8 protein-coding genes and 2 tRNA genes are annotated in these 11565 nt (G+C 60.3%); 7 read left to right on the top strand and 3 right to left on the bottom strand.

All coding sequences use genetic code 11. From position 1 onward, the window contains the following. Positions 1–346: 346 nt before the first annotated feature. The gene (locus KIO74_RS06175) at positions 347–724 is read right to left on the bottom strand and encodes a glyoxalase superfamily protein (RefSeq protein ID WP_213331179.1); all 378 of its coding nucleotides are present in this window, start codon (positions 722–724) and stop codon (positions 347–349) included. A gap of 486 nt (positions 725–1210) precedes the next feature. Here KIO74_RS06175 and KIO74_RS06170 point away from each other — a divergent pair. The 6 genes from KIO74_RS06170 to KIO74_RS06145 all read left to right on the top strand — a co-directional run bounded on the left by KIO74_RS06170 (position 1211) and on the right by KIO74_RS06145 (position 6122). Continuing rightward, positions 1211–1287 (top strand) — tRNA-Pro (locus tag KIO74_RS06170). 60 nt (positions 1288–1347) lie between these two features. Beyond that, positions 1348–1653 carry an ETC complex I subunit gene (locus KIO74_RS06165; protein WP_213331178.1) on the top strand — a complete coding sequence of 102 codons (306 nt, stop codon included), beginning with the start codon at positions 1348–1350 and terminating at the stop codon, positions 1651–1653. A gap of 18 nt (positions 1654–1671) precedes the next feature. Beyond that, positions 1672–1748, top strand: a tRNA-Arg gene (locus KIO74_RS06160). Positions 1749–2591: 843 nt separating this feature from the next. Continuing rightward, positions 2592–3005 carry a DUF1236 domain-containing protein gene (locus KIO74_RS06155; RefSeq protein WP_213331177.1) on the top strand — a complete coding sequence of 138 codons (414 nt, stop codon included), beginning with the start codon at positions 2592–2594 and terminating at the stop codon, positions 3003–3005. 853 nt (positions 3006–3858) lie between these two features. After that, positions 3859–5247: an APC family permease gene (locus KIO74_RS06150; RefSeq protein WP_213331176.1), complete on the top strand. Its 1389-nt coding sequence runs from the start codon at positions 3859–3861 to the stop codon at positions 5245–5247. A 38-nt stretch (positions 5248–5285) separates the two neighbouring features. Further along, the gene (locus tag KIO74_RS06145) at positions 5286–6122 is read left to right on the top strand and encodes a class I SAM-dependent methyltransferase (protein ID WP_213331175.1); all 837 of its coding nucleotides are present in this window, start codon (positions 5286–5288) and stop codon (positions 6120–6122) included. A 186-nt stretch (positions 6123–6308) separates the two neighbouring features. Here the strand turns inward: KIO74_RS06145 and KIO74_RS06140 are convergent, their stop codons facing one another. Continuing rightward, complete coding sequence (locus tag KIO74_RS06140) at positions 6309–7982, bottom strand: arylsulfatase (protein WP_213334409.1); 1674 nt, start codon at positions 7980–7982, stop codon at positions 6309–6311. A gap of 778 nt (positions 7983–8760) precedes the next feature. Between KIO74_RS06140 and KIO74_RS06135 the strand changes: the two genes are divergently transcribed. Continuing rightward, complete coding sequence (locus KIO74_RS06135; protein WP_213331174.1) at positions 8761–10350, top strand: serine hydrolase; 1590 nt, start codon at positions 8761–8763, stop codon at positions 10348–10350. Here KIO74_RS06135 and KIO74_RS06130 read toward each other — a convergent pair. Continuing rightward, positions 10347–11462, bottom strand: coding sequence for a hypothetical protein (locus tag KIO74_RS06130; RefSeq protein ID WP_213331173.1), 1116 nt, complete (start codon positions 11460–11462; stop codon positions 10347–10349). The two genes, KIO74_RS06135 and KIO74_RS06130, sit on opposite strands and share 4 nt — an antisense overlap. Positions 11463–11565 lie beyond the last annotated feature (103 nt).

The raw sequence follows: 11565 nt of genomic DNA, 5'->3' as shown, positions 1-11565 counted from the left end.
TCGGCGTGGGTGCGCGCTGGTGTCATGACAGGGAGCTTCAGCAGTGAGCGATCGACATAAAACTTAATGTGTTGAAACTTGTTCGTAACAGGACGGCCGCTTTCCAGCCGCAATTTCTGGCGGAAATGCGGTTGCTCGCTGCCCAGCAAGCAGCCCTGCCGTGGACGGCTCAATTCCCCCCGAGGCGTCCACGGTGGGGCATATGCCAGTCACCCTTTGTCCCAGCGCGCCCTGTCATGACTGTTGAGACGGGCATCGGCCATGGGAGCAGAAGCCACATATAGCGACTTAGAATGAACCTATCCGCTATATGCGGCTTGTTGCCCGGCGGCTCGCTGAGCCGCTTCTAGATCGGCTGGCCGACGTCAATGCGGTTCCCGTCAGGGTCCATGAACACAAAAGCTCTTAGTCCATAATCCTTGTCCTGCAGGCCCTTGATGATGCGCAGTCCATGCTGCTGGCAGATTTGATGCAACGCATCGACATTATCGACGAGCATATGCGCAACGTTGAATGGAGCGGCCTTGTGATGGGGTTGCAGGGTCAGGTGCAGCTCAGCCTGCCCCTGCTTCAGGATCATGAAACCCACGGGATTGCCATTCTCGAAGGTCTTTCTGAACCCAAGCACGCCGACATAAAAATCATGCGCTTTACGGATATCTTTGACTGGAATCATCGGGGCAATACGGCCAAACCGAATTTCATGACGCGCGACGTCGCTCATCGCGAGACCTCAGGTTGGGAGGACTGTGGCGACGATAGGGACGGTGCCCGAACGTTCCGGTACTCCTGGATCATGGTGACGGGACGGTGCCCATCCTGAATGTAGTCTCGTCCGTCGCGGGTTGATGATCCGCTGACGGAATGGTTGCGTCCCTATGTCGGCGGGGCTTGTGTTGCCCCGATGACAGCGGGAAGCGCCTTATGTGCCGAGAAAGACCTCGACCTTGGCCGGAAAAAACATTGGCGCGCCCCTCGCGGCTGATGGCCGGGTCGTAGTCCCGGTGAAAAAGGCGTGAGGCCGGCTATCGGCATAGTGCCTTCGTTTTCAGATGTTGAGGACACAGCCCCTTGGGACATATCGCGAACATGCTGCGAGACTTTGCGTCCCGAGCCACCGCCTCTACCCTCACTATGTTCACGTTTTTCTAAATCCGCGCTTGCCTTTCCCCGGCCGATTTTCTAAGGCAATCAGTCAAGTGAGATTGATCGGGGCATAGCGCAGTCCGGTAGCGCATCTGCTTTGGGAGCAGAGGGTCGCAGGTTCAAATCCTGCTGCCCCGACCACCTCGCAAGCGATCTAGACACCCTCCTCAAGGGGGGCGTGGGTATGTCAGGAATGCAGGAATGAGTGCGCGCATCTACAAGCCGGCCCGGAATGCCATGCAGTCTGGCGTTGCCAAGACGAAGCGCTGGGTGCTGGAATATGATGCAGACCGGCCGCGCGAGGTTGAGCCCCTCATGGGGTGGACCAGCAGCACCGATATGAAGCAGCAGCTGCGCCTCTTCTTCGCGACACGCGAGGAAGCTGTGGCTTATGCGGACAAGAATGCGATCCACTATCGCGTGGAGGAGCCGAAGCCCGTGCAGCGGCGGCTGTCCTCCTATTCCGACAATTTCAAGTTCAACCGCGTCCAGCCCTGGACTCACTGACGCGGAAAAACGACTGAAGGCCCCGTAGCTCAGCTGGATAGAGCAGCAGCCTTCTAAGCTGCGGGTCACAGGTTCGAATCCTGTCGGGGTCGCCAACGTTTCTCAATCAGCAGGCCCGGATTAGCCAAAAGTTGCAACTTGACAGCAGGCGTTGCAACTTTTTGTTCAGTGGGCGTTCCGGGTAAGCCCATCTGGTACGCTGATTAGCGCTACTCGCCATCCGCCAGCCCCCCATCTACGACGCCCAGCTTCGCCATCCCTGTGGGTGTTAGGCGGTCCAGGTGGATTGTACAGATCGATGAGGCGGGCGAAGCAGGGCTCGCCGTTGTCGCGGCTGGGCTTCATGGTCCCCATGCGGTGGCGCGGACGTCGCAGCGTTGAAGCCTCACGTGACCTCTTCTTCGGTAGCGACGGCCACGTCACAGGTGAATTCGAGTATCATAGCTCCCCCCATAGCCGCTCTTATGGAACAAAATAGAAACATAAGCGTCAAGGCGCATTCAGGGATGGGGCTATTTTGGCCGGCAGGAGCCGAAACCGCGTGGAATCGAGCACGCACTGCGCTTACTCCGGCATCGGTCCCCTAGCGAGAAGATCGATTGGGGGGCTTCTCATTGCCCGCTACTTCATAGGGCTTAAAGATGGCTACGATCACCCCGAATCTGCGGAAAGCCATCTAGGAAAAACCCACGGTCGAACCACTGTGCATTCAATCGACGGCCTCGAAGGTTCAATACATCGCGGGGGGAAGAAAAGTATTATTGTACCGCGCTCTCCCTCAATTCCAGAGGCCTTTACGGAAGTACAAATCTTGGAGGCAGCATGCGGCAGGAAGCCAGCTGAATTGTGGCTATCGTTGGGTATTTACTGCTCAGTTGGAACAGGATGCTTCTCGGGCCGGTTTGTATGCAGCGTTAGAAATTCAGGAGGTTTAAGCCATGAAGAGGCTAGCGTTAGTAGCGATGCTTACCGTCATTCCGACCCTTGCGATGGCGCAAAATCCCCAAGGCGCGCAAGGCGGTGCGGCAGGCGGAGCGGCAGCAGGAGCGGTAGGTGGCGCCGTCGTAGGCGGCCCTGTTGGTGCGGTGGTTGGTGGCGTTGGTGGCGCCTTAGTAGGCGGAATTATTGGCGATAGTACTCCGCGCTTCCAGCAGTATGTTGTCACCCAGCGTGTGCCCTCCTACACTTACCAGGACGAATTGCAAGTTGGTACGGTTCTACCGGATGGCGGCATCGTATATCATGAGGTTCCACCGGAGTACGGTGTGCGTGACTATCGCTATACTGTGATCAACAATCGTACAGTGCTGGTCGACCCGCGGACCCGCCGCGTGGTTCAGATTATCGAGTAATCGTTATTCGATTGGCTTGGATACGGCATTGGATTTAAATGTGAAGTCGGCCTTTTGACAGTATATCAGAAAGGCCGGCTTGATTACGCAGGCGGTAGGTCAATGACCCACCACCCCAGCGGAATGGAAATATCAACCTTCAACCGATATCACCACACTAAACGGCCTCCGAGACCATGTGGGATCGCAGGCTTGATCAGCTGACAACAAGGGAGCCCCTGGCTTCCTTGGTTTAACATCCTCACCACGACGACCGAACTATCTAACAGCGGAACGCAGTCAGCCTTGCGGGCGCCGCTCCAGAAAGTCGATGCGCCTTTACGTCGGTTGCAGGGCATCGCGCAGGCTGAGGGTATTGCCAAAGGCCTGTTCTGGTCGTCCAGCTGGCGCTGGAGGTCGACGAAGCGATCGTCGTGAGCGCGCCATTTCTCCGCTCAACTCGCCACGCAGGACGACACGCTCGCCGAGCCTGTCCATATCGCGTTCCAGGCGATTGAAACGTTCCGAAACCATATTCCGATGGTCGGTCTGCTCAGCGTGGGGACAATGTCCCCTCGCGGCTTCCGCACTTCTGTTTCAAGCTTCTTAGAGGTCGCCTCGATCGTGGGTGTGAGAGCGTTCCGACGGCCGAACAGATCGAGGCTGGGGATCTTCTCAGCACGGTGCTCATCGCGCCCGATTATGGCCACCGCCATAAACGCAAGCGTAAGTATATTCACCCGGCTGGATAACGGATCTGTGAATGTATGAATCTGCCATCACAGTCGAATGACGTAATGGTGATTTGAGGAGGGGCTCCCAATCGCAATTGATAGGAGAGCGACAGAATTTGGACGACGGAGAGGGATTTTTGATGCCGCCCAAGAGCCACTCTGAGCCACAGGAGAGCTTGACTGTATTCGATGCGGTTACAATCTTGGTCGGAATTGTTGTTGGAATAGGCATATTTCGTACGCCCTCTCTTGTGGCAGGAAATGTCGATACCGAGTTCGCGTTCCTCGCCGTGTGGCTCGTCGGCGGTATCGTCACGCTGATTGGTGCGTTGTGCTACGCCGAGCTTGCGGCCGCCCATCCCCATGCCGGCGGAGAGTATCATTTCCTTTCGCGCGCCTATGGACGCCCCGTCGCCATGCTGTTCGGATGGGCGCGGGGCTCGGTCATTCAGACCGGGGCCATCGCGGCCGTCGCCTTCGTTTTCGGTGATTATGCTGCGCAAGTGCTGCCGCTCGGCCCGCACGGCGTTGCGATCTATGCGGCGCTCGCCGTTATCGCCGTCACGGGATTGAACGTGATTGGCACGTTGCAGAGCAAGCGGCTGCAGATCGCCGTCACGTTCCTCGAACTCGGCTGCATCGCGGTTATTATCCTGGCCGCCTTTCTGTGGGGCGGCGACGCTCCCCCTGTCACGGAATCGGCGTCGCCTTCCGCGGGCGCCCTGGGGCTGGCGATGATCTTCGTTCTCCTCACCTATGGCGGCTGGAACGAGGCGGCCTATCTTTCGGGCGAGTTGCGCGATGCACCGCGTAATGTGCCTCGGGTGTTGCTCATCGGCACAGCCGTCCTCGTGAGCATCTATATGCTCGCCAACGCGGCGCTGCTGAGCATTCTTGGCCTTGAGGGCCTGCGTCAGTCGAATGCGGTCGCGGCCGATATGATGCGGGCGGTCGCTGGCGAGGGCGGGGCTTTGATTGTCAGCATCGCGATCATCGCGGCCGCGCTCTCCACCCTGAATGCCACGATCTTTACCGGCGCGCGCGTCTATTTCGCGATGGCGCGCGACATGACGTTGCTGCCGCGTGTCGGCGAATGGGACCGGCGTGGGCGGACGCCGGCCAATGGCCTCATCCTGCAGGGCATCGTCGCCCTCGCGCTCGTTGCGCTCGGTTCCGCAAGCCGTGACGGTTTCCAGACCATGGTGGATTATACGGCGCCGGTGTTCTGGGGGTTCCTGCTGCTGGTAGGCGCGGCGCTGATGGTCCTGCGCTGGCGCGAGCCTGACCGCAAACTGCCATTCCGGGTGCCGTTCTACCCTGTGACGCCCCTGCTGTTCTGCGCGGGATGCATCTACATGCTGCATGCCAGCATCGCCTATACGGGATATGGCGCGCTGGTTGGGCTCGCGGCGGTCGCCGCTGGCGCGCCCCTGCTCTTCTTCCGCCGTCAGCGGGATGAGGACGGCCGGAAGGCAGCGGTCCGGCCATCCCATGCGCCCAATGCGGCGATAACGCCCGCTGTCGACTGATACGACCTGACCACCCTCCTATCGAAGGAAAATGTCCCATGAAGCCGATCCGTCTTTTGGCGACTGCATGTGCAGCATCCATCCTCTCGCTTGGCGTGGCCATGGCCCAGCCAGCCCAGCCGGCACAGACCGGTACGCCGACCTATCAGCCTGAATCCGGACAGGCCGGTAAGGATGTCGTCTGGGTGCCAACCCATCAATCCCTCGTTGACCGTATGCTGGATATGGCCGAGGTAACGCCGAATGACTATCTCATCGATCTCGGCTCCGGTGATGGGCGGACGGTGATCACCGCGGCCAAGCGGGGCTTGCGCGCGCACGGCATAGAGTACAATCCCGATCTGGTCGCCCTGTCGCAGCGCGCGGCTGAAAGCGAGGGGGTCAAGGACAAGGCGACCTTCGTCCAGGCTGATATCTTCGAGACAGACTTCTCGGATGCGACCGTGCTGACGCTTTTCCTGCTGCCGGAGCTCAATCTGCGACTGCGTCCCACCATCCTCGAAATGAAGCCTGGGACGCGCGTGGTCTCCAACACCTTCATGATGGATGACTGGACGCCGGACCAGAGCCTCGAATCCGGCGCCGATTGCCAGTCCTTCTGCAATGCGCATAAGTGGATCGTGCCGGCCAAGGTCGCGGGCACCTGGAAGCTCGACAACGCGGAACTCAAGCTCGACCAGAAGTTCCAGATGTTGACGGGCGAATTGATCCAGAATGGCAAGAGCCTGCCACTGACCGACGCCAGGATGAATGGCGTGGAGATCACCTTCACCGCCGATGGCCGGGTTTACAAGGGGCGTGTCAACGGGGAGCGGATGGAAAGCGCGAGCGATGCCGGCGGTCCAAGCTGGAGCGCCACGCGCAGCAGCACCTGATCGCGCCGCAAGGCGGTGATCCTGACGGGGCGGCGTGGATTGCCGGCCGCGTGCGAGCGGATCTTCCCGCGTCAAGGAAAGCGGCGGCGAATTATCTTGTCCCCGCGCGACGGACGGGCGCATGCCCGCACCTGCCCGACCTGGGCTGACATGCGCCGGTGAGGATAATCACCGGCGCAATAGCCGCTATTGGCCTTCGCGGTTCCGCAGCGCCTCGTCGATCTTCGCCTTCACGGCCTCGAGATTGAAGGACGCGGGGGACTGCATCGGGGGATATTCCAGCCCCGTCTGCGCCAGCTGCGCGACCCGCTGCTGCACGAGCACGAAGCGCCAGAATTCGCGCGCGTAGAAATCATTCATATAGCCGCCGCCCAGATTGTTCAGGTTTTCGCCGCGGATCGATGGCGTCCGCTCGAACGGATCCTGGCGGAGATTGACGATGGTCGGCATGTCCGTCGTGACTTTCTCGCCAGGCCAGCCATAAGGCTGTTGATAGAACTGGAACTTGAAGTCATCGATGCGGATGGCCCCGAGCTGCGGTCCGCCGAAGTAGAACAGCTCGTGACGCGCGGACGGCCCCTTGCCGAGCAGCAGGTCCATTTGATTGTAACCGTCGAGATGGTTCTTGTAGGTGCGGTCGCCGAGTTTGACGCCCCGGAGCAATTGCTCGGTGATGTTTGTATTGCCGGCCGCCGCCGCGAGCGTCGGCAACCAGTCGAGACCCGAGAACAGGCCGTTTTCAACCGTGCCGGGCTTTACCTTGCCGGGCCAGCGGATAATGGCCGGCACGCGGAACCCACCTTCGAAGACCGTGCCCTTGGTCCCCCTGAAGGGCGTCATGCCGCCGTCTGGCCAGGTGAAGACCTCGGCGCCATTGTCGGTGGTGAAGATCACGATCGTGTTGTCGGCTTCGCCGATATCCTGCAGGTGTTTCAGCAAGGCTCCGATGCTGTCGTCCATCTGCGCCATGCCCGCCTCTTCCAGTCCGTAGTTGGACTGGTAGTTCATCATGGCCTGATACTTCGGCGGGAGGAACGTGAAGACGTGCATCCGCGTCGTGTTATGCCATATGAAGAACGGCTTGTTATCTTTCTTGGCCTGGTCCATGAAATTTGAGCTGGCCTGCACCAGGACTTCGTCGAAAGTCTCCATATTGTATTTGGCTTTGCGACCTTCCTGCCAATTCTGCCGTCCCGTCATGTCCGGGAAGGGCGCCAGCGGCCCCTCGTCGACGATGCGCTGTTTGCCGACCCGCCCCCAGCGCGGCATCACGGTCGGATCATCCACCGATGTGGCATAACTGCGGACCAGATTGCGCGGTCCGTATTTGTCGATCCAGTCCTGGGGGTAGTCGAACCAGTAAGGATCCGACATGGCGTCGAGATGGTACAGATAGCCGAAGAACTCATCGAAACCATGCGAGGTGGGTAGATACTTGTTGAGGTCGCCCAGATGGTTCTTCCCGAACTGACCGGTCGCGTAGCCCTGCGCTTTCAGCACAGTGGCGAGCGTCACGGCCTGGTCGGGCATTCCGACATCGGCACCCGCTTGCCCGACGGTGGTCAAACCCGTGCGCAGCGGTAGCTCTCCGGTGATGAAATTGGCGCGGCCTGCGGTGCAACTCGCCTCGGCATAATAGTCGGTGAATCTCAGGCCCTCAGCAGCGAGTCTGTCGAGGTTCGGCGTTCGGCCGGACATCATGCCCTGGTGATAGGCGCCAATATTGAACCAGCCGACATCATCTCCCATGATGACGAGGATATTGGGCTGCACCGGCGCGGATGGCGCGGGCGAGGGAGCCTGCGCGGCCGCCGGCAACACGATCGCCGCGGACATGAGCGCCGTCGCGCCTAGGAGCATTGCCCGAGAGGCGAATGCTGTGGCCAGTTTGAAGCATCGCTTCTTGAGACGCAGGGGCGCTTGCGGGATCTGCGCTTCGCTCGGATACGTATCTGCCATGGCGGTTCCCCATTTGCCGACGTCACTGCCCATGCGGACACATCGTTAGGGTTGATACAGTTGACCGACATGTCGTCGCTGGGTGTGAAGCGCGACCAGAGATAATCTTGCCTCGGTGCAACGGCGCACAAAAGCAACCGCTGCCCACTCCATTTTGTAGAATGTATGGGATATATTGCTAAATATGGACTCTGCCGATCATCTCAAGCGCTGATTGGATCGGCCCGTCTCGTATATTCGTATAATACTTCCAGCCTCAAGCGAGGGCGATTATTTGATGCGCGCAATAATATTCGCTGTCAAGATCTAGGATCGCAGAGCGGGCGAGCCTATGCAGCACGCTCGGCGGCCTCCTTGAGCACTGCGCATGACAAGCGGGCTCTGGCGCAACCTTAGCCATTCGGCTGCCGCCGGATCCGCGTCGCGGTGACCTCGAACTCCTATTTTCTGCTTCTCCACGATTGGGTCGTTTAACCGCCGGGCATCCCGGCGCGGTTGTGGCGGCCCGGCGGCTTCGCTGGTAGCCTGCGGGGCATTATGTCGGGCGCCACTTGAGAATTGCGGGGGAGGGGGCATGAGCGAACCAAAGAAGTGCTCGTCATTGGCCGTATCGCGACACCATCATTTGCGTGGCAGCCCCGACGCAGTGACATCTGTCGTGCGGCCAAGGATGACGAGCATGAGTTTGAAGATCGTTCGCTTGCTCGGTCTGCCTGTCCTCACCTTGGCGCTATCGTTGACCTCTATGTCTACGGCTGTTCTCCGGGCCGAGACCGCCGGATCATCACCATCCGAAGCCGCGGCTCTTCCCGTCTCTGAGGAGCAGATCGATCGTGCCGTCGTCAGATTGGACGAACTTGCGGGCGCAATCCTCACCAGGAGCGGCATTCCAGGCCTGTCAGTCGCAGTCGTCCACCGGGGAAAAACCGTCTATGCCAAGGGCTTCGGCCTGCGCAAGGTGGGTGAGACAGCGCCTGTCGACGCGGACACGGTGTTTCAGCTCGCCTCCCTCTCGAAATCTGTCGGCGCGACTGTTGTGGCAAGCTTGGTGGGGCAGGGCGTGATCGCCTGGGACACACCGGTCGTCAAGCATCTGCCGTGGTTCGCGCTCTCGGATCCATGGGTCAGCGCGCATGTGACCATCGGAGATCTCTATGCGCATCGCTCCGGATTGCCGGACCATGCGGGCGATGATCTGGAGGATCTCGGCTTTGATCAGCGGGCCGTGCTCGAGCGGCTGCGTTTCCTGCCTTTGCACGCCTTCCGTGACGACTATGCCTACACCAATTTCGGCCTCACCACGGCCGCCATCTCGGCGGCCGCCGCTGCCGGCGGTGATTGGGCCGATCTGTCGGCCAGGCTCGTCTATCAGCCGCTTGGCATGGCAGCCACCAGCTCGCGTTATGCCGATTTCGCCGCGCGCCCGAACCGGGCTGCCGGGCATGTCAAAACCAGCAGGGGCTATGAAGCGCTCTATGTCCGCCAGCCCGATGCCCAGACGCCGGCGGGAGGCGTCAGTGCGTCAGCCAACGACATGGCCAGATGGATGGCGCTGGTCCTGCAGAACGGGCAATACGAGGGCAAGCAGCTCATCCCGGCCGCCGCCCTGCTGCCGGCAATTTCGCCGCAAGTCATCAGCGACCACCCCAAATCACCCGCCGCCCGCCCGGGCCTCTACGGCTTTGGCTTTGGAACGGGCATTCAGGCATCTGGCCGCACGACCTTGAGCCATTCCGGCGCCTTTTCGCTCGGCGCGGGAACCAATTATGTAATGGTGCCGTCGCTCGATATCGGGATTATCGTGCTGACCAACGCAGCGCCGGTTGGTGCGGCCGAAGCCTTGGCCATGGAATTCATTGATCTCGTGACCTTCGGCAGGGTCACCCAGGACTGGTATGCCCTCTATGGCGCGGCTATGGCGGGCATGTCGAAGCCGGTCGGCCGTCTGGTGGGCAAGGACAAGCCCTCTGCTTCAAGACCGGCGGAGGCGCTGTCAGCTTATACGGGCATCTATTCCAACGACTATTTTGGCGATGTGCAGATCACCGAGGACGGCGGCAAGTTGATTTTGACCATTGGCCCCCAGGCGCGCCGCTATAGCCTCGAGCATTGGGACGGCTCGACATTCGCCTTTGCCATCTCCGGTGAGGACGCGCCCCGGGGCTCGCGGTCCGCTGTTGAGTTCGTCACAAATGGCCGAACCGCAGTGGAAGCGATGACCATCGAGTTTCTCGATCAGGACGGTGCAGGGACATTCCGCCGTCGCTAGATGACCTTCGCGGATGCCGAATAGATTTTAATGTCGCTTGCGGAACGCTGGCGCCCTTCGAGGGGCGCCAGCTTGTCGAGGGCGAGTCCCAATGCCCGCTGATCCTCGGGCGGGACATCGATCAGGGTCCCATCGCAGGTGCCTAGCGTGAAATCGATCGCGTTTTTCGCGAAGGTCAGCCGTTCCTTGCCTTCCCGATAGCCGAGCCGTGCCAGCCACGCGTCGATCAGCTCAGGGTCCGGCGCGGCATAGGTGGGAAGGGTGCCGATGGCGTTGTCATTGTAGTCTCGTATGAGCATCATGCGACCCGTCAACAACCGTCCGTCGAAGTCGAGCACGGCTGATCCGCTGAGCAAGCCTGTAAGCAGGCTGGCTGGAAACGGCGGCAGGTGCAGATTGAGCACCCAGACTCTTCGCGCAAAATCCGCGTGCAAAATGGCCTGCGCATAGCGCGCGTCGGTCACCATTTCACCCGATAGAACGAAAGCGCGACCAAACAAGTCCTCGCGATAGGTGAATTTGGATCGATGCCTGTCGAGCGGGCCGATCTCGACATGTCCCACAACCAATTGGCCCATTTCGAGTGGCGACCACGCCGGAGAAATCGCCAGATAGCGTCCCGCCAGGACACGGTCGGCCTTCCATTGCGATTTGTGTTCGGCCGGCAATGGGGCGCGCGTCCCTGGCTCGTCCGCCATCTCAGGCATTTCCGGTGGAGGGCCATCGGGGGACAGCCGGCCGATCGCCCCTTCGGGCAAGGCGTGCGAGCGGCTCAGGGCCTCGGCGAATTCAATGAACGATGAGGCCGCGATGAAGGTGGGCGTGAGATGGCCCCCCAGAACGACGGCCCAGTCGGAATAGACGCTGGACAGGCGAGGCAGCGCCTTCCCCGCAAACCACTTGTAGGCATTTTGTGGGGTAAATGCTGTCAGTGCATTGGCGGCGGAAAATCGGGCACAGATTTCCTTGTGTGTCGTGCAATTCAGCGCCAGTGACGTCAGCTGTAGCTTTGCGGCCAAAACCTGTCGGGTGCGGGCGTTGGCGCTCGCGCCGTCCTGACTCGGCCGTGCCTGCGCGCTGTCTTCATGATCCAGCTGATCGGAGCTGGTCATTCCTTGCCTTCCGCAAGCTGATGTAACGCGATCGCCCCCATCCCGTCCCCCAAAAAAGCGGCTCCTCAAACCCGTGGTCCCTCCAGGATATCTTATTAACATA

It is taken from the genome of Chelatococcus sp. HY11, from assembly GCF_018398335.1.
Lineage (GTDB): Bacteria > Pseudomonadota > Alphaproteobacteria > Rhizobiales > Beijerinckiaceae > Chelatococcus.
The sequence above is the reverse complement of the archived record's forward strand: the minus strand, read 5'-3'. Positions and strand labels throughout refer to the sequence as shown.

Bases quoted from the DNA above. Each gene is read 5' to 3' on its own strand.
- KIO74_RS06175 (WP_213331179.1), bottom strand. From the start codon at position 724: ATGAGCGACGTCGCGCGTCATGAAATTCGGTTTGGCCGTATTGCCCCG.
- KIO74_RS06165 (WP_213331178.1), top strand. From the start codon at position 1,348: ATGAGTGCGCGCATCTACAAGCCGGCCCGGAATGCCATGCAGTCTGGC.
- KIO74_RS06155 (WP_213331177.1), top strand. From the start codon at position 2,592: ATGAAGAGGCTAGCGTTAGTAGCGATGCTTACCGTCATTCCGACCCTT.
- KIO74_RS06150 (WP_213331176.1), top strand. From the start codon at position 3,859: ATGCCGCCCAAGAGCCACTCTGAGCCACAGGAGAGCTTGACTGTATTC.
- KIO74_RS06145 (WP_213331175.1), top strand. From the start codon at position 5,286: ATGAAGCCGATCCGTCTTTTGGCGACTGCATGTGCAGCATCCATCCTC.
- KIO74_RS06140 (WP_213334409.1), bottom strand. From the start codon at position 7,982: ATGCTCCTAGGCGCGACGGCGCTCATGTCCGCGGCGATCGTGTTGCCG.
- KIO74_RS06135 (WP_213331174.1), top strand. From the start codon at position 8,761: ATGAGTTTGAAGATCGTTCGCTTGCTCGGTCTGCCTGTCCTCACCTTG.
- KIO74_RS06130 (WP_213331173.1), bottom strand. From the start codon at position 11,462: ATGACCAGCTCCGATCAGCTGGATCATGAAGACAGCGCGCAGGCACGG.